The organism is Nocardia sp. Tas62D01 (assembly GCF_055232035.1).
Window position 1 is genome coordinate 7,876,737 of sequence record NZ_JBUYUZ010000001.1, and the last position, 18,650, is coordinate 7,895,386.

12 protein-coding genes and 1 pseudogene are annotated in these 18,650 nt (G+C 67.5%); 6 read left to right on the forward strand and 7 right to left on the reverse strand.

Going from position 1 to position 18,650, the window contains the following annotated elements; genetic code table 11:
* Window positions 1–5 precede the first annotated feature (5 nt).
* Window positions 6–677, forward strand: a complete 672-nt coding sequence (locus ACV7NQ_RS37790; protein ID WP_463363921.1) for a glycosyltransferase family 2 protein — start codon at window positions 6–8, stop codon at window positions 675–677.
* Window positions 674–1,372 carry a TIGR04282 family arsenosugar biosynthesis glycosyltransferase gene (locus tag ACV7NQ_RS37795; protein WP_463363922.1) on the forward strand — a complete coding sequence of 233 codons (699 nt, stop codon included), beginning with the start codon at window positions 674–676 and terminating at the stop codon, window positions 1,370–1,372. Before ACV7NQ_RS37790 ends, ACV7NQ_RS37795 begins: the two co-directional genes overlap by 4 nt.
* Window positions 1,373–1,620: 248 nt before the next feature.
* On the opposite strand, the gene ACV7NQ_RS37800 is transcribed toward ACV7NQ_RS37795, so the two are convergent.
* From ACV7NQ_RS37800 to ACV7NQ_RS37810, 3 genes are all read right to left on the reverse strand, one after another.
* Window positions 1,621–2,067 carry a MarR family winged helix-turn-helix transcriptional regulator gene (locus ACV7NQ_RS37800; RefSeq protein ID WP_463363923.1) on the reverse strand — a complete coding sequence of 149 codons (447 nt, stop codon included), beginning with the start codon at window positions 2,065–2,067 and terminating at the stop codon, window positions 1,621–1,623.
* 138 nt (window positions 2,068–2,205) lie between these two features.
* Window positions 2,206–4,785, reverse strand: a complete 2,580-nt coding sequence (locus tag ACV7NQ_RS37805) for an MFS transporter (RefSeq protein ID WP_463365976.1) — start codon at window positions 4,783–4,785, stop codon at window positions 2,206–2,208.
* A gap of 706 nt (window positions 4,786–5,491) precedes the next feature.
* Window positions 5,492–5,641: a hypothetical protein gene (locus ACV7NQ_RS37810; RefSeq protein WP_463363924.1), complete on the reverse strand. Its 150-nt coding sequence runs from the start codon at window positions 5,639–5,641 to the stop codon at window positions 5,492–5,494.
* A 191-nt stretch (window positions 5,642–5,832) separates the two neighbouring features.
* On the opposite strand from ACV7NQ_RS37810, the gene ACV7NQ_RS37815 reads away from it, so the two are divergent.
* Complete coding sequence (locus ACV7NQ_RS37815) at window positions 5,833–7,551, forward strand: bifunctional 3'-5' exonuclease/DNA polymerase (RefSeq protein WP_463363925.1); 1,719 nt, start codon at window positions 5,833–5,835, stop codon at window positions 7,549–7,551.
* Between the two features lie 102 nt (window positions 7,552–7,653).
* Here ACV7NQ_RS37815 and ACV7NQ_RS37820 read toward each other — a convergent pair whose 3' ends face one another.
* The 3 genes and pseudogenes from ACV7NQ_RS37820 to ACV7NQ_RS37830 all read right to left on the reverse strand — a co-directional run.
* Window positions 7,654–8,001 carry a hypothetical protein gene (locus tag ACV7NQ_RS37820; protein WP_463363926.1) on the reverse strand — a complete coding sequence of 116 codons (348 nt, stop codon included), beginning with the start codon at window positions 7,999–8,001 and terminating at the stop codon, window positions 7,654–7,656.
* A gap of 164 nt (window positions 8,002–8,165) precedes the next feature.
* Window positions 8,166–13,619, reverse strand: a complete 5,454-nt coding sequence (locus ACV7NQ_RS37825; protein ID WP_463363927.1) for an ATP-binding protein — start codon at window positions 13,617–13,619, stop codon at window positions 8,166–8,168.
* A 290-nt stretch (window positions 13,620–13,909) separates the two neighbouring features.
* A pseudogene (locus ACV7NQ_RS37830) lies at window positions 13,910–14,490 on the reverse strand (Mu transposase domain-containing protein); the annotation flags it as partial.
* A 560-nt stretch (window positions 14,491–15,050) separates the two neighbouring features.
* Between ACV7NQ_RS37830 and ACV7NQ_RS37835 the strand changes: the two are divergent.
* Both ACV7NQ_RS37835 and ACV7NQ_RS37840 read left to right on the forward strand, forming a co-directional pair.
* On the forward strand, window positions 15,051–15,980 hold the full coding sequence (locus ACV7NQ_RS37835; protein WP_463363928.1) for a histone deacetylase family protein: 930 nt from the start codon (window positions 15,051–15,053) through the stop codon (window positions 15,978–15,980).
* A gap of 287 nt (window positions 15,981–16,267) precedes the next feature.
* Window positions 16,268–16,678: a hypothetical protein gene (locus ACV7NQ_RS37840; RefSeq protein ID WP_463363929.1), complete on the forward strand. Its 411-nt coding sequence runs from the start codon at window positions 16,268–16,270 to the stop codon at window positions 16,676–16,678.
* Between the two features lie 233 nt (window positions 16,679–16,911).
* Here the strand turns inward: ACV7NQ_RS37840 and ACV7NQ_RS37845 are convergent, their stop codons facing one another.
* Complete coding sequence (locus tag ACV7NQ_RS37845) at window positions 16,912–17,040, reverse strand: hypothetical protein (RefSeq protein WP_463363930.1); 129 nt, start codon at window positions 17,038–17,040, stop codon at window positions 16,912–16,914.
* A 228-nt stretch (window positions 17,041–17,268) separates the two neighbouring features.
* Between ACV7NQ_RS37845 and ACV7NQ_RS37850 the strand changes: the two genes are divergently transcribed.
* Window positions 17,269–18,612, forward strand: a complete 1,344-nt coding sequence (locus ACV7NQ_RS37850) for a phosphoribosyltransferase family protein (protein ID WP_463363931.1) — start codon at window positions 17,269–17,271, stop codon at window positions 18,610–18,612.
* Window positions 18,613–18,650: the final 38 nt, after the last annotated feature.

Below are 18,650 nucleotides of genomic sequence, written 5' to 3' on the forward strand. Positions count from 1 at the left end.
AGATCATGACAGGAGCTCTGGGCAATCCGGACGGGGTGACCGTGGTGATCCCGTGCCGGGACGAAGCTGAGGCGTTGCCGGGCGTGCTGGCAGCGATCCCGCCTGGCTACCACGCGCTGGTTGTCGACAATGGCTCGACGGACGCGACGGCGGCGGTGGCGCGGGCGCGAGGGGCGACGGTGGTGTCCGAGGACAGGGCTGGATACGGTGCCGCCGTCCAAGCGGGGATCGCTGCGGCGCGCACCGAACTGGTGGCGGTGCTCGATGGTGACGGCTCGATGGATCCGGGTGAATTGCCGGGGTTGGTCGAGTTGGTGCAGAACGGCGCCGACCTTGCGGTCGGTCGTCGTATACCGGCGCAATCCGGCGTCTGGCCGTGGCATGCGCGCCTGGGCAATCGGCTGATCGCTTATCGGTTGCGCCGCAAATACGGTCTGCCCGTGCACGATATCGCCGCGATGCGGGTGGCCCGCCGGACCGCGATGCTGTCGCTCGGGTCGCTGCACAGCCGCTACGGCTATCCACTCGAGTTGCTCATGGGCGCGGCAGACGCGCGTTGGCGGGTTGTCGAACGCGACATCACGTACCGCCCACGGGCCGGTGGGGTCTCCAAGGTGTCCGGTTCGTGGCGCGGATCGCTGCGCGCCACCCGCGATTTCTGGGCGGTACTGCGATGACGACCTGCGGCGAGACGGCGGCGCAGGCAGTGACCTTGTTGGTGCTGGCGAAGGCGCCGGTTGCCGGTTTCGCCAAGACGCGATTGACGCCGCCACTGACACCGCCGGAGGCGGCCAGGGTCGCGGCGGCGGCCCTGCTGGACACCCTCGACTCGGTGCTGCGGACCCGGGTGGCTCACCGCATGGTCGCGTTCACCGGAAATCTTGCCACCGCCGAGAACGGTAGTGAATTGACCAGGGCCCTGAGAGAATTCGAGATCGTGCCGCAGCGCGGCGCCAGCTTTGGGGCTCGGCTGGTCAACGCCCACGCCGACGCTGCTCACCATGGCCTCCCTGTGCTGCAGATCGGGATGGACACGCCGCAGATCGGTCCCGACGTGCTCAACCGAGCGGCCCGCGACCTGTCCGCAAGCGATCACGCACTGCTCGGCCCGGCGGAGGACGGCGGATGGTGGGCGCTCGGATTACCCGCACCGCAAGCCGCGCGAATCCTCCTCGACCTCCCGATGTCGACCACAAAGACCGGCATGCTGACCCGGAAAGCCTTGCAGGACTGCGGTAATCAGGTGCAATCGCTGCCGACATTCGCTGACGTCGACACTTTCGGCGATGCGCTGAGGGTGGCAGTCGAGTGCGGCGGGCGTTTCGCGCAGGTCATTGCCGAGCTGCGCCATCGAAGTCTGGCGCCGCGATGAGCACAATGGACTCCGAGCTCTTCGACCGGGCGCTAACCGGCGAGGACTGCTGGGTGCGCACCGCAGACGGTGCCAGACACCAGCTGCCCACGGAAGCTGGGACTGTCCACCGCTGATACCGCCGACGAAGTGTCCGTCCTCGGCACCGTCGGGCTCGGGGACGACAACGCCGCGCGCGCCCCGGGCGGCGCGGCGCGAGGTGGAATACCCTGCGCTGAAGCACAATTCGTGCGCCGGCGGCGGGCAAATCAGTCGTCGAGCAGGTCGACCAGTTTGGTGAGGGCGCCGACGAATGCGGCCCGCTCGTCGGCGTCGAGCTTGTCCAGCACGTCCGCGAAGTGCTGCACACGGGCGGAGGTGAACCCGTTGACCAGCGCGCGCGCCGGTTCGGTCACGGTGAGCACCTGGGCGCGGCCGTCCGCAGGGTCGGGCGTGCGCTGCAGATAGCCGAATTTCTCCAGCCCGGCCACGATCCGCGACATGGTCGGCGCGGTGACCTGTTCGGCGGCGGCGAGATCACCCAGCCGCATCGGTCCGGTACGGACCAGCGTGCCCAGCGCCGAGGCCGATCCGGGACCCAGCGACCCCATGCCACCGGTGCGGCGCAGCAGCCGGATGACGCGTCCGATGGCCATAACGACCTCGGAGGCTTCCGTCAACCGTTCGGCGCCTTGGGTGCGCTCCTGCTGAATCATCTCGTGTTCGCTCCTCGGCGGGTGGGGGCTTTCCGTCCGCAGACCCGGCAACACCGTTGGTGCCGGGCGGAGCGCGCCGTCCGTTTCAGCAAGTATGCAGGCCGGAAGCGGATCTGTGCGCCCGGCACTGCGCGTGGGTCATTCGGTGTCGGACGCGGCATGTACCGAGGTATCCCGCCCGGCGGCGCCAGTGCTGCCGGACGAGAGGTCGTAGCCGAGCTGCACGTCGTGCTCGACCGCACCGCCGGTGACGATCACCCGGCTCGACACCGGCGGATAAGTGCGCGCCACGACGATGTAGTCGCCCTCGGCGAGATCGGTCACGGTATAGCGGCCGTCGTCGTCGGTGCGGGCGGTCCCGAGCACCGCGCCGGCTTCGTCGCGGACGGTGACCTGGGCATCGACCACGGTCCGGCCGTCGGCCCAGACCGAGCCGGTCAGCACGGCGAGCGGCGTCAGCTCGACATCGTGGTGCAGCACCCCGCTGTCGGGCACGGTCAGCATCATCGCGCTGGGCCGCATGTGCGTGGCGACCGCGACCAGCGTGTAGATGCCCGAGACCACTCCCGGGCAGCTGTAACCGCCGTCGGCGGCGGAGACCGCGGCCCCGACGACCTCGCCGCGCAGGTCGGTGAGGGTGACGGTGGCGCCGGGCACCGGCCGGCCACGTCCGACCGTGCGGACCGTGCCCGACAGTTCGCCCGAGCCGTGCAGGGTGACATCCAGCCGTTGCGGTCGGCCGTCGACCCCGGCATTGACCGCGGCCGGTTGATGCCCGCCCGCCGACACGATCAGCACATAGCTGCCCGGCGCCGGCGGATCGATGACATAGCTGCCCTCGAGGTCGCCGGTGGCGCGCGAAACCTGATGTCCGCGTTGGTCGATCAGCGTCAGTGCGACACCCGCCACCGGGTGACCGTCCGCGCGCAGCACGCGACCGCTGATCGAGCGAGTCGACGTGCGCGGCGATAGCGCGGGTGCGGAACGGACGGCTGTCGAGGCGATGGCGTGTCGGCCGGTGGCCACGGCCCGTCGGTTCATGGCGGGCAGCGCGGCTTCGGTGTCGGCTTCGATCACGAGACCCGCGCGGGCGGCTTCGGCCAGTTCCTCCGCCTCGTGTTCGATGTAGTCGCTGCGGGCGAACCAGGAGGCGATCGAGCCCAGCAGCATCATCGCCGCAGCGGCCAGGAACACCGCGACCAGGCCGGAGTGGAACGGTTCAGAGATCAGATGTGGGAAAAACTCCTGCCCGGTGAGCACATCGGCGTGCACGCCCGGCTGGTCGAGGGTGCCGCTGGGGCCCAGCAGCTCCTTGAACGGGTTGTAGCCCAGGAACGTGGCGAACAGGCTGCCCACCGGCGGCATGTCCGCGATCTGGCTCGCCACCTGCGCGGACACGCCCTGCCCCCGCAACCCGGAATCCATGGCGCCGGGCAGGGTGCCGGACAGACCGACGATCATCAGCGAGAAGAAGATGCCGATCGACAGCGCCATGCCGCCGTTCATCAGCGTCGCCCGCATGCCCGAGGCCACGCCGCGCTGCGAGGCCGGCACCGCGGACATGACCTCGGCAGTGTTGGGCGAGGCGAACATGCCCGTGCCGAGGCCGTTGAGCAGGATGATCAGCGCGAACAGCCAGTAGTTGAAGTCGACCGGGATCACCACCAGGAGCACGAACGACACTGCCGCGAGCAGCAGGCCGCCCGCGGCGAACATCCGCCCGCCGTAGCGATCGCTCAGCCAGCCCGCGATCGGTCCCGACACCAGGAATCCGATCGTCAACGGCAGCATGTAGATACCGGCCCACAGCGGGGTGGATTCGAAGTCGTAGCCGTGCAGCGGCAGCCAGATGCCCTGCAACCAGATGATCAGCATGAACTGCATGCCGCCGCGGCCGACCGAGGACATCAGGCCGGCGAAGTTGCCCAGCGCGAACGTGCGGTTGCGCAACAGCCCCAGGTTGAACATGGGCTGGCGTGAGTTGGCCTCGATGACGCAGAACAGCATCAGCAGCACAACGCCGCCGATCACCGCGGCCAGCACCCACGGGTTGGTCCAGCCGGTCTTGGAACTGCCGTGCGGCTGGATGCCGTAGGTGATGCCGGTCAGCAGCGCGGTCAGGCCCAGTGCGAAGGTGAGCGTGCCGGGCAGGTCCAGCGAGCCGGGCGTACGCGCGCCGTTGTCGTGCAACGACCGGTAGGACCAGAGGGTGCCGAGGACACCGAACGGCACGCTGACCCAGAACACCGCCTTCCAGTCCCATTCGGCGAGCAGGCCGCCGACCAGCAGACCCAGGAACGAACCGGCCACGGCCGCAACCTGATTGATGCCCAGCGCTACGCCGCGCTGGCTGGCAGGGAAGGCATCGGTGAGGATGGCCGCCGCGTTGGCCATCAGCATGGCGCCGCCGACGCCCTGGAGCACGCGCCAGCCGATCAGCCACAGCGCGCCGCCGCCGAGATCGAACGGATCGAACGACAGTGCGATCGCCGCGACGGTGAACACGACGAACCCGGCGTTGTAGATGCGCACCCGGCCGAACATGTCGCCGAGCCGACCGAACATCACCACAAGCACGGCAGAGGTGAGCAGGAAGCCCATCAGCAGCCACAGCAGGTAGCTGACGTTGCCGGGCGAGAGCGGGTTGAGGTGGATACCGCGGAAGATCGCCGGCAGCGAGATGATGACAATCGAGGAGTTGATGGTGACCATGAGCATGCCGAGCGTGGTGTTTGACAGCGCCACCCACTTGTAGTGCGGGTGATCGCGGTTCACACGGAGTCGGCGGCCGATGGTGTGGACGTCGGCGACGTCCAAACCATCGGTGGATTGAGCGGAAGTCAAGATATCTCCCTGATCGACAGTAATCGGGTAGGGCCTCCAGTTAATATAGTTGCAATCGCTAACTAACGAAATGGGGGAATGTGTCACACCGTACAGTGCGCTGCCTGTGACATGCGCTTCGCGATCTCCATCCCGCAGTTCTATGCTGACGGCGAGTTCAACCCGAACGCTTCCGCGCCCACCTGCATCGCGTCGAGGAACTGGGCTTCGACACTGCCCTGCCTGCGCACCGGGCGGGCGTTGCGGGTGCCGCGCGCGAACTCGCCGGCGCCGCAAGGGTTTCGTTACGCCCGAGGTGGGGATCAAGGCCCGTCCCGCCGAGGTCGAGGACCGGGGTAGGGGTTAGCCCGAATCCAGCGACTGGTCTGGTGTGTCGTTGCGGGTCGGATTCGGCTGCGGTGCAGGTCGGGCAGCTGGTTTCGGGCCAGGGGGCAGCCGCTGGTCTCGCCGGCTTTTCCACTTCGGTCGTGAGGTCGGGGCTGTGTGGCCGGGCTGGTCAGACATCTCTGGAGCTGAGATGCCAAGCGGCGAGGTGTTGGTAGCGGTGTTGCCGATGCCTGGTTGTAAGGGGTTTTGGTTTTCAGGCACAGCCGTGCAGGATGCCGACGAGACGGTTGCCGAGCTGGCGCAGCGCGGCGTTGTGGCTGATCTCGCGGGCGTGTAGCTCGTCGTAGTAGGCGTGCTCCGGCGTCGTGCAGTATCGCCGCGCCGGCCTGTAGGTGCACGGCATCGACGAGCCGGTCGTTGTGGATGAAGCGGGCGTGGACGGTTTTGGTCTTGCCGGACTGGCGGGTGATCGGCGCGGTGCCCGCGTAGTTCTTGCGGGACTTGGCGTCGGCGTAGCGGCCGTCGGATCTGGGGTGACCAATCGGGGGTAACCATAGGGATTTTTCAGTCGGTTCGAGGCCGCCACCGAGGTGGATGTCGAAAGCGGATGTCCCCGGTGCAAGACTCGGGGACGTGAGATGGGCGGTGGCGGAAACGGGTGATGGAGGTGCGCGTCTGTGTCCACTCGATCAGGACGGTCGGCCCGCGGGACCAGTGGTACGCGAGCCCTCGCTCGCCGAGGCGGTGCGCTCACACCCCGAGGTCGAGCGGTGGGTCTGGCGATCCACGGCCGAGATCTACCGCCCCTTGCTGGCGGCCGGCGTGCGGGTCGAGCGCTGCTACGACGTGCAGGCCGCGGAGGCCCTGCTGATCGGCCATGAGGAGGGCCAGTCGGGCCAGGCCCGCTCGCTGGCGGCCGCCTGGGCGCGACTGCACAACCTGCCCGTCCCGCCGGACGCGCCCGCACGGGCCGCCGAGACCCAGCCGTCGCTGTTCGAGTCGGCCCCGGTACCGCTGCCACCCGGCACGGACGAGTTCAACGCCCTACTGGGGGTCTACGCGGGACAGATGGCCCGTACGGCGAAGACCGAACATCCGGAGCGAATGCGGCTGCTGCTTGCCGCCGAATCGGCGGGCATGCTGGTTGCCACGGAGATGTCCCGATCCGGGATCCCTTGGCGCGCGGACGTTCACCGCGAGTTGCTGGACAAGCTGCTGGGTGAGCGCTTTCCGGGTGGGCTGGAACCGCGTCGGATGGCGGAGTTGGCCGACGAAGTGTCGCGGGCCTTCGGGGGAAGCGTGCGGGTCCGACCAGACCTGCCCAACGACATCATCAGAGCCTTCGCCCGCGCCGGGATCTCGTTGTCGTCCACCCGAAAATGGGAGCTCCAGCAGATCGATCACCCCGCGGTAGCGCCACTGCTGGCCTACAAATCGCTTTACCGCTTGTACACCGCCCACGGCTGGTCCTGGCTCGAGCAGTGGGTACGCGGCGGACGCTTTCGTCCCGAGTACCTGCCCGGCGGCACGGTTTCGGGCCGCTGGACTACCAACGGTGGCGGTGCGCTGCAGATCCCCAAGGTGATCCGTCAAGCGATACGCGCGGACCCGGGATGGTGTCTGGTGGTCGCCGACGCCGACCAAATGGAGCCGCGAGTGCTTGCTGCAGTCTCCCGCGACCCAGGATTGATGGAGGTGGCCGGTCGCGGCGAAGATCTGTACGCGGATCTGGCGGTCCGTGCCTTCGGCGGTGACCGCGCCCAGGCCAAAATAGCCCTACTGGGTGCCATTTACGGCCAGACCTCCGGCGATGCCCTCACCCATATGGCTGGACTCCGCCGGCGTTATCCGGCCGCAGTGGCGTATGTCGATGACGCGGCTCGCGCCGGTGAGGAGGGCCGCCTGGTGCGCACTTGGCTGGGTCGCACCTGCCCGCCGCTGTCGGTCGCATCGCCCGACCAGGCGGACCTATCCCAGGAGGAGGAGCATTTCAGCGGATATCGCAGCACCTCCGCGGCGCGCGCTCGTGGCCGTTTCACACGTAACTTCGTGGTGCAGGGCAGCGCCGCCGACTGGGCCCTGCTGGTACTGGCGGGCGTGCGTCATGCGATGACTCGCGCGGGGCTCTGCGCCGAACTGGTCTTCTTCCAGCACGACGAGGTAATCGTGCATTGCCCGGCGGAGGAGGCGACGACGGTTGCCGAAGCGATCGCAACTGCGGCAGAGACCGCAGGCCGGATCGCCTTCGGGCAGACACCGGTGCGGTTCCCGTTCACGACAGCGGTGGTGGAGTGCTACTGGGACGCCAAGTGAGGATGCGCGGTGAAGAGCGCGGGCGCGGCTCTGGAGGGACTCCTCCATGTCCCGTCTGCCTGTTACCCATCTTTAGGAAAGTTTTGCTAGAGAGATTCTGGATCAGAGATCTTGTACGAGGAACGAAATACACCGAATTCGAATCCGGTCCACGGGCATATCGTCGGATTCCTCGCACGGTCTGGTGAACTCGCGCCGTCCCAGGACAGTGGGCTGTTCGGTGAGGTTGAGCGCATCAGCCCATTCCAGGGCGAGGAGTTCTGCGTCTATGGCGTCGTAGTTTGCGGGGACGGTCCCAACAGCCTCGATGAGGACTCCCAGGCCACATTCGTCGGCTGGTTCGTCACGCAGGCTCCACTCCAGTGGCTGTAGATTCATCCAGTCACCGATGTCTGCGATCCGGGCAGACAACCTGTCCATCTGGGTCTGGTAGTGCGGGTCCACCCCCATACGGTAGCTCTCCTTCCTGCGGGGTACTGACCAACCTCGGCTACGAGGTCACCGCCGCACCCCTCAGCGGCTAACCGGAACTCTGGGCACAGCTCCGGGGCGCAGCGGAAACCCTTGACGTCCCACTGGTCGGGCCTGATGTCGAAGGCACCAGGCCCAGCCCTTCACCGCAGGCGCGCCTCGATGGCCTCGATGATGCGTGGGCGCAGTTCGGCGGCGCGGATGATGGCGTCGACTGAACCGACCTCGACAGCACGCTGAATATTGTGCACGCGGTCGAATTCCGCGGCGACATCACCGAGCTTCTCCGCACGGACCGATGACCGGATCTCGTCGAGTTCCGCGGTCAGGGCCGCGCGATCGGTGCCGGATGCGTTCGCGGCGAGCGCCTCCAGGTCTCGCACCCGGGGATCGGCCGCGGTGCGCGTGTTGACCTCACCGGAGAACACCACTGCGGCGGCCGGAGCGCCGCCAAGCACCGAGGCGAACGAGCCCTGCAGCGCGAGCACGGTCATATTCGGGTTCAGCTCCTTCGAGAACACCACGAACGCGCCGCCGTGGTATCGGGAAATCACGCAGAACACAATGGGGCCTTGGAAGTTCACGATCGCACGGCCGATCTCGGCGCCGTACTCCAGCTGCAGCTTCCGCATCGATTCGGGCGAGCCGTCGAAGCCCGACAGGTTTGCGAGCACGACCAGTGGCCTGTTGCCGCTGGCCGAGTTGATTGCCCGCGCGGCCTTCTTCGACGACTGCGGGAAGAGGGTGCCCGCAGTGTAGGTGTCCGGGCCGTCGGTCGACGGGAATCCGCGCCGCGGCACGTTCCGTGACTCGATGCCGAGAAGGCACACCGGGATGCCGCCGAGATGCGCGTCCTGCACCACTGCCGTTTCGGAGTCGGCCATGCCGGCCCAGCGTTCCAGCACCGGGTGGTCCTGGTCGGAGAGCGCCCGCATCACGGTCCGGATGTCGAAGGGCTTCTTGCGGTCCGGGTTGGCGGTGGCGGAGAAGATCTCGCCGACGGTGGTGAAATCGCTGTCCGCCAGTGTGTGCGGGAAGTCGGAGACGTCCCGATCGACGGGGTCGCTGGTCTGCGACCGCCGCGGCGCCTGCTCGCCGGGTGCGACGTAGGTGTGGTCGTAGTGCGACATCAGCACCTCCCGCGCTGCGGTCAGGGTCGGCGCCCAGTACTGCGCTTGCCCATTCGGACCCATGACCCGGTCGTAGCCGCCGATGCCGAAGTTGTCCTCGGCCGACACGCCACCGGAGAAGTCGAGTGACTGCTTGCCGGTGAGCACCATCGCGGAGTCCGGCGTCATCACCAGGATGCCCTTGGTGTGCATGAGCATTGTCGCTTCGGCGTTCCAGTACGGCTGTGCACCGACGTTGATGCCCGCGACCACGATGTTGATCTCGCCGCCGTCCTGGGTGAACTCGACTATCCGCTTGAGCGCTGCCGCCACCCAGTCCATGTTCTCGGTGCCCGACTCCATGGAGATCCTGGCGCCGGAGGACAGCGCATACCACTCCAGCGGTACCCGCATCCGTTCGGCCAGATCCAACGCCGCGATCACGCGGCGGCACTCTGCTTCCGACAGTGCGCCGAGCGACTTCGTCGGATCGCCGAGCAGGATCACCCTGGTGATGCCCTGTGGGTGCTGCGGGGTCGGTGTGGTGACCACGCCTGCAACGATCGCCGCGGTGTTGCGTCCCTTGGGTCGGTCGACCGGCACCAGCGCGTGGCCGGCGTCGAGGTCGTACTCGGCGAACTCACCGAGCAGACCGGTCAGCTCGTAGGGGTACACGGTGTTGCGGCTGCTGGCGCGCAGCACCTTCTGCCGGTACGCGTCGAGCGGCTCGACCGGTTCGTCGGACCGGTCGCCGACGGTCACTTCGGTGGCGTCGAAGCCGATGCGCACGGCGACCTTGACCAGCTCGCCGGTGTCGGCATCACGCTGACGCGCGATGAGCAGGATCTCCTCCAGCCCGGCACCCGCGGTAGTCGGGCGCACGTGCTGGATGACCGTCTCCAGTTCGGCGGTGGTGACGTCGATCGGCGGCCAGATGTACATCACGATGCGGTTGGTATTGAAGCGTTTGGCCGACGGTCGCAGCGCCTGTGCCCGCCGGATCGAGTCGAGGCAGGTGGCGATGGTGGCCTCGGCCGTCGGCAACGCGAGCAGCCGACCGTCGTTCTCGCGCAGTGCGGCCAGGTCACGTACCTGTGCGAACGCGATGAGGCGATCGTCGGACGGGTTCTCTTTGGCGACGCATCGGAACAGGTAGATCTCTTCGTCGTCGGAGGACGGCAGCCGGGTGAGGTCGAACTTGTGCAGCCGCTGCATCTGCATCCGTTGCGCGATGTACGGGTGCAGACCGCGGATCAGTCGCTCCTCGGCCATGCCGGTGGCGGATGGGCGGAAGGTGAAGTGGTGGTGCATCACCGCGCCGCCGCTACCGGCCACGGTGGCGGTGATCCGGTGCACCTGGTTCGGCATCGGATGCGCGCTGAGGGCATCGTGTAACGCAGCTGCCATCGCGTCGAAGTCCGCTGGCTGCCGCTCCCAGCTGAGGTAGATGTCGGCGTCGATGGACGAGGCTCCGGTCGCCAGTTTGGTGAGTCCGCGCAGCGCGGTATCGAGCGTATCGAAGCTCACCGCCGCGGACACCAGGCTCAGGCCGCGGCGCTCGGCGATCACGAATGTGCAACCGCCCATGTCTTGGGTGCGAACGCTGGCGAGGCCCTTGTTGCCGTAGTACCGCCGGGTCAGCACCTCCAGCATGACCGTGTTGTCCAGTTTGCCGCGCACCAGCCGCTGGCCGAGCAGCCGCACCAGCGGCTCGGTGCTGCGCACCATGTCGGCAATGTGCTCGGCGCGGTCATGCGCATCCGGGTGTGCGTCCAGGTGGCGCAGGTGCCTGCGGATATTGGTGTATGCGCGGGCCCGATTACGCCGCAGCAACGGCTGGCCGTACCAGGCGTACACCACGCCGCGCGCGAGGTCGGCGATCACGGGGAAGCGCACCTGCGTCGCGGCCACCAGCCGCTCCAGCGCCAGACCGACAGGCTCGCGTAGCGCCCCATCCGGCATTGGCTCCCGCAGCCACTCGCGCAGCAGCGTCGTGATGACGGTGACCGTGTCGGTTGGGCGTTGCTGGGCGAGGAAGATCCGGAACACCCCGGCTTCGAGCTCGGGGGAACGCTCCAGCTCGGTGACACCGTAGTGCCCGAGCGCCTTGGCAAGCTTGGCCTGGAACGACTCCGGCAGCCCGGCCCGCTCGACGTCGAGGCTTTGCAGGTAAGTGTGGAAGTACTCGCGGGCGCTGTGCACGTGGCTGTGGCTGCCCTCGTCATCCGACGAGCGGTTATGGCTCAGCTCTGCGAGGTCGGCGAACACCGCCACGAGTTCGAGTTCCTCGGCGAGCGGTCGGCGGCTGTCCTGGAGGGCAGCCCGGCGCGCGGTGAGGTAGTCGTCGAGCACTCGGCGGTCGTCGTGCGGGTCGACGTCGAAGCCGAGCAGCAGGCTGCGCAGGTCCTCCTGGCCGCGGGTCGTTCGCTCGTGCGGTTGGACCTGCGCGGACCCGACGGGCAGGTCCAGCTCGACGGACCCGACCGGTGCGGCGTCCTCGGCCTGGTCCTCATCGGCGAGCGGCTCGAGCCACAGTAGCGGTGCACCGGTCTCCACCTGGGTGCCGACGGACACGGTGCATTCCTTGAGCCGTGCCTTGAACGGCGCGCGCAGCACCGTCTCCATCTTCATGCTCTCCAGTACAAGCACCGGCGCGCCCGCCTCGACCTCGGCGCCGACCTCCAGCGGCGTGGCGACCACCAGCGCGGGCGCGGGTGAGCGGACGACGCCGCCCTCGTCGCGGCTGATCCGATGTGTCACACCGTCGACATCGACGAGGTGGATCGGCCCATGTGTGCCGGTGATCAGGCGATATCGGGTGCCGTTGACCAGAATCTGCCCGGTGTGGCGATCGAAGCGCTCGAGATCGACGTCGGCGGTGCGGATGTCGCCACCCGCCTCGATACCGATGCGGAACCGATGCGCACCGACGCGTGCGACGCGCACGCGGTAGCCGACGCCGCGCAGTTTGAGGTCGAGCGGTCGGCCACTTGCGTGTTGCACCTGAGGACGTCCGCCGGAGGCCGTGGACAGCAGCCGGTGCTGCTCGACGCGTTCCTCCTCCTCGTAGGCGGCGATGGCGGCGGCGGCCAGCGCGATGGCGGAGTGTCGGTGCGAGACCAGCCGACCCTCACCGCGGACGCGGTCGATCCAGCCGGTGTCCGCGCTGCCGTCGATCACTTCGGGCTGGTTCAGCAGGTCGAGCACGAAGCTCTTGTTCGTCGCTCCGCCCTCGATGATCACCCTGGTCTGTGCCATTGCCCGGCGCAGTCGGCCGAGCGCTTCCTCACGGTTACGGCCGTAGGCGATGATCTTGGCGATCATCGAGTCGAAGTCGGCGGGAATGGTGTCGCCCTCGCTGACGCCGGTGTCGACGCGGATGCCGGGCCCGGCCGGCAGGTCCAGCCGCGCGATGCGGCCAGGGGCGGGCGCGAAGTCGCGGTCGGGGTCTTCGGCGTTGAGCCGGGCCTCGATGGCGTGCCCGCGTTCGGCTGGCGGATCGCCCTCGAGCCGGCCACCGGATGCCACCAACAGCTGCGCCTTGACCAGGTCGAACCCGGTTGTAGACTCGGTGATCGGGTGTTCGACCTGCAGGCGGGTGTTGACCTCGAGGAACGCGAACAGCTTGTCGCCAGGATGGTAGAGGAACTCGACGGTCGCCGCACCGCGATAATTGACGGCGATCGCCAGCCGCTCGGCCGATGCCTTGAGCTCGGCTACCTGCTCAGGGTGCAGTACCGGTGACGCGGACTCCTCGATGACCTTCTGGTTGCGCCGCTGCACCGAGCAGTCGCGGACGCCGAGCGCCCACGCGGTGCCCTGGCCGTCCGCGATCACCTGGACCTCGACGTGTCTGGCGCCGGTGACCAGCCGCTCCAGGAACACCACGCCGCTGCCGAACGCCCGCGCGGCCTCCTGGCGGGTGCGCTCGTAGGCATCGACGAGCTCGGCCTCGTTCGTGATCACCCGGATACCGCGCCCGCCGCCGCCGGCGGTCGCCTTCAGCATCAGCGGGTAGCCGATCTCGGCCGCCGCCACCAGGGCGGCCTCCAAAGTCTCGACCGCACCGCGGCTCCACGGCGCGACCGGCACACCGACCTCCTCGGCGATCAGCTTCGCGCCGATCTTGTCGCCGAGCTTGCGCATGGCCTCCGGGCTGGGGCCGATGAAGGTGACTCCGATCTGTTCGCACAGCTCCGCGAAGGCCGGGTCTTCCGCGACGAAACCCCAGCCGACCCAGGCGGCGTCGGCTCCGGTCTCCACCAGCGCACGCTCGAGCGCCTTCAGATCCAGGTACGGGCGTGCGGACGCCGGACCGAGGTCGTAGGCGATGTCGGCCTCGCGCACGAAGGTCGCATTCCGGTCGACATCGGTGTGCAGGGCGACGGTTTCGATCGGTCGCGTGGTTTCTGCGGCCAAGTCTCGGGCGGCGTGGATGAGACGCATTGCGGCCTCTCCCCGGTTCGCGATGGCGATGCGGCTGAACACTCGCCGACTCCTTCCTCTCCAGAGCGCTGGCCCGGTCGACGGGCGAGGGTTGCGACTCTCGGTCCCGCGTAGTGTGCACCCTTATTCCATTTATGCGTACAGCATGCGGGTGTTACCCGCCCGTAGCGTAGGGGAGGCCATATGGGGCCGTGACAATGGTGGAGGAATTCCTCGGCCAGCTCCCCGTGTACGGACGAGTTGCCAGGGAGGCAGATGTCCATGAATCAAACGCGGCGATGGTGCGGTCTAGCTTGTCGAACCATCCGCCTCCGCAGGCGGATTCGATGCACGTGACCGCGGGACAGACCTGCCAGGAGTCCTCGTGCCAGAGCAAACCTGACGTCGTTGCACATCGCGACGGCACCGACGAGGAAGGCTTCGGCGTCTTGCCCGAGCGCGCAGAACTGGTGCTCGGCAGTCGTTTCGGTCGCGGCCCGCGGCTGGGCGCGGGCCGGGACGTCGTAGTGGCTGTCGAGGATCGATGCGGCCTCTGGTGCGAGGAGTTCGTGCTCGGCGACGATCGCGCCGGTCGCGGGTTCGAGCACCAGCAGTGCGCCGCAGTCGATCACGATGTCGACGGTGGCCCCGATCAGGCGGGTGGGCACCGAGTAGCGGGCCGAACCGTAACGCACACACGACAATCGGTCGACCTTGCGGGTCACCGACGGTGCGCCGATCTCCAAACGCAGCGACGGCAAGGGCGCCAACAGTTCCCGCTCGACCGTGAGGCGTTCGTCGGGGACCGCGCGAATCTCCGAATGCCCAGCGAATTCACTTCCGCGCACCACACTTTCGCTGCCGCATTGGCAGTGCGCAGATCCACGCTCGCGCCGATCATCGCCGCCTCGGTCAGCAGCGGCACCGCCAGATCGCGGCCGCCGAGAAGGGTGTCGTGCTGGGCGCGCCACCGTGACTGGGCAACAAGGGCTCGGGGCCGAAGACATCGATGATGCGCAGGCACCAGGTCAGCAGCGGCCCCAGGACTTGTTCGGGAATGCGCGGTATGGTGTTCTCTCCCCGAGTGCGTCGCGTGCTCTGTCCCCAGCTCTCGGCAATCAACGGGTCGATGCTCAAGGATCTGCGCGCCGCGCTGGAGTGCACCGCACGGTAGGCGGGGCCGGTTCGGTGCGCAGCCAGTCCTCCAGTGCCGCACGGCCCAGCAGGGTGATCGTGTAACGAGTGCGTTGGCGTCGGCGGCCCTCCACCACCTCCGCTTCAGCGTGTCCGCGTTCGACGTTCAGCGTGCATCTTTCGCTCAGAATTCGGTGGGCTCATCGTCCCGACATTTCCCAGATGCTGCGGGGCCGAGCCGATCCCGAGACATCACCCTGCAAGCGAACCCGTCACATAAGTTATTGTTGCAGTTTGCATACAGTATCCGGGCCGGGTTCGCTCCGTCCTGATTCATGACCCGAAAAGAGGCACAAGCCGTTGGCCACCCTGCTTCTGCACCATTCGATCTTCGCCAACCACAAGACCTCCGCCGGCCATCCGGAGCGGCCTGACCGCTACCATGCGGTGGAGGCGGTGCTCGGTCAGTCGCACTTCGACGCGCTGGTGCGCGAAGAGGCCGAAGTCGCCGATCTCGATACAACGCGCTACGTCCACACCAACCGTTATGTCGACGCGCTCGAAGCAGCACGCCCGGACGAAGGCTACGTTTATCTCGATGGCGGCGACACGATGATGGAGCCCTCGACGTGGGAGGTCGTGCTGCGCGGCGTCGGTGCCACCCTCCAGGCGGTCGACAAGGTGCTCGACGGCGAAGTGCAGAACGCCTTCGTCGCTTGCCGTCCGCCTGGCCACCACGCCGAAAGCGAAAGGGCGATGGGGTTCTGCTTGTTCAACAACATCGCCATCGGCGCGCGCCATGCGCAAAAGAAGCACGGGCTGATGCGTGTCGCGATCGTCGATTTCGATGTCCATCACGGCAACGGCACGCAGGAAATCTTCTACTCCGATCCGAGCGTGCTCTACGCCTCGACCCACCAAATGCCGCTTTTCCCCGGCACGGGCGCAGCGCGAGAAACCGGCGTCGGCAATATCTTCAACGCACCTCTCGCGGCCGGCGACGGTGGCGCCGAACTGCGCGAAGCTTTCGAGGAAAAGCTTCTGCCGGCGCTCAACGCGTTCGAGCCTGAGCTCATCATCGTCTCCGCCGGATTCGATGCCCATGAACGCGATCCGCTCGGTTCGCTGCAAATGACGGCGCACGATTTCGCCTGGGTGACGCGCGAATTGATGAAATCAGCGGAGACGAACTGCCAAGGCCGCCTCGTGGCGGTCCTCGAAGGCGGCTACGACCTTCAGGGTCTTGCGGATTCGGTCAGCGCCCATGTCCGCGAGCTGATGAAAGGCTGAACGTGGCGGACACCGAGATCGCAACACTTGCCTTCGAGTCGGCACGGCGGGATTATCTGTATCGGCGTTACCACGCAGTCAGTCATCGGGTGTATCTCCTTGGCGCAACTGTGTCAGGAGTTGAGCGTTGACGTTCATCATCGCCACGGCAGTCGCTTTCGCGTGATGATCGGGTGAGTTGAGACCGGTAGTTCAGAGCAAATCGGCTCACGCAGGGCGAGATATGGATCAGTTTCTTCATGAGCACCAGTACGAGGACCTCGACGGGCAGGGCCCACAGTGGACGGATGGATTCACCGGGGCCACGAGCCGACGAGCCCAAGAGGCGGCGCGCGTTCAGCGCGGCCGAGAAGTTGGCTCATCTTCAGGTCTATGAGGCCGCTGTCGAGCATGGCGACGGTGGTGGGTATCTGCGGCGTGAGGGCCTGTACTCGTCGTTGATCAGCGAGTGGCGTAAACAGCGTGACGCCGGGGTGCTCGCGGGCAAGCAGCCCGGCGACAGGGTCGGCAAGCTAACCGCCGAGCAGGCCGAGATCGCCCGGTTGACGCGGGAGAACGCCCGCCTGAACAAGCGCCTGGCGACGACCGAGGCCGCCCTGGACATCATGGGAAAAGCGCACGCTCTCTGTGCGCCACGAGGCGCGTGGTCGTATCCCCGGGTGCCCGCGGAGCGCACACACGTGGTGGCTGCGCGCTAACGATGCCGATAGTTCGGGATGTGGCGATCGGCGTCAGGGTGCCGGAACAGGATTTCCTATGGGCGGACGCCGACGTTCGCCGATACCATCGCGCAGTGGGGTGGGACCGCGAATGTGACACGGCCCTCCCCACATTCGCGATGACTGCGCCGGGGATGTTCGGCGTCGCGTCGCCGGAGTTACACCGACCCGAGCCGCCCGAGGTGTGCTTTTCCCTTCTGGAATTGCCCGGACTACTTCTCGCCGTGGCCGTTGAGGTTCTCGATCACCTTGAGCAGCGCCGAGTGATCCAGTGAGCCGTAGCCCTGGGCGCGACCCGCCGCGATGAGCGACGTGACCAGCGCGGAGGGCGGCAGCGACACATCGGCTGTCCGCCGAGCCGTGTGCACGGGGGTAGGGCCACCGGGTAGTGGCGGCGTTGACCAATGTCATCCGCCGGAGCGGCTGAGGGCAGGCGACGGATACTCGAGTACCGGCTGCGAGGGTGGCGGTCGGCCGAAGGGACCAACGACCCTTGTGTGGGCGACGTCGGGATCTTTCGGTGGGCGTGCTGGTTCGCGAATCTGGAGTGGTCCGGCAAGGAGGTTCCGATGGTATTTCTCGATCGACGCGACGCTGGCCGACGACTCGCGGCGCGCCTGCGGCGATTACACGATACGGATGCCGTCGTGCTCGGCTTGCCGCGCGGCGGTGTGCCGGTCGCGTTCGAAGTCGCGCGCGCCCTGGGTGCGCCGCTGGATGTGATCGTGGTGCGCAAGCTCGGGGTTCCGCATCAGCCGGAGTTGGCGTTCGGCGCCATCGGTGAAGCGGGTGTCCAGGTACTCAACGAACCCGTCATCGAGGGGGCGGGGGTCACCACCGCGGAAAGGTCGGCCGTGGAAGACCGTGAGCGCGAAGAACTTCGAAGCCGGGGCGAACGTTACCGGCGCGAGCGCCCGCGAATTCCGTTGGCGGGACGGAATGTGATCATCGTCGATGATGGTGTCGCCACCGGGGCCACAGCTCGTGTGGCCTGCCAAATGGTGCGGGCACAGGGTGCGGCTCGGATCGTGCTGGCGGTTCCGGTCGGCGCCCCGGATGCGCTGGCCGCCCTGTCGAAGGAGGCCGACGAGGTGATCTGTCTCGAACAGCCGTCGCGGTTCTACGCGGTCGGCCAGTGGTACTACCGCTTCGGTCAGACCTCCGATAGCGAGGTGACCGAGTTGCTGCGCCGCGCCGCCGAGCGGGTGGCCGCGCCGTTGACGGTTCTGACGGGTGATCCGCCACTGCGTGACGACGAAGTGCGGGTGATCGCCGGAAAGGTCGAACTCGACGGACATCTCACCATTCCGGAGCAGCCGATCGGGATGGTCGTATTCGCGCACGGCAGCGGCAGCAGCAGGTACAGTCCGCGCAATCGCTACGTGGCGAGCGTGCTGAATCGGGCGGGTCTGGGGACACTGTTGTTCGATCTGCTCACGGTCGAGGAGGAAATCCATCGCGCGCGGGTCTTCGATATCGACCTGCTGGCGCGGCGACTGGTGGAGGTCACCGAATGGCTTACGCGCCAGGAGCATGTCGCCGGTTTGCGGCTCGGCTACTTCGGGGCCAGCACCGGGGCCGGTGCGGCATTGTCGGCGGCGGCCGATCCGCAGGTCGAGGTCGCCGCGGTGGTGTCCCGTGGCGGCCGACCCGATCTGGCGGGCGACCGGCTCGCCGATGTCCAGGCGCCGACACTGCTCATCGTCGGCGGTCACGACAACGTCGTGCTGGAGCTGAATCAGCTTGCGCAAGCGGCGATGTCATGCGAGACCGTGCTGGCGGTAGTGCCCGGCGCCACTCACCTGTTCGCCGAACCGGGTGCGCTGGAGAAGGTCGCGGTGCTGGCTCGCGACTGGTTCGTCGCCCAACTGGGTCCGATTGTCCCGGACCACTCCGAGGGCGGCACGCCATAGTGACGGCCCCCGGGGCCGCCGCTCCCGCGGTCGCCCAT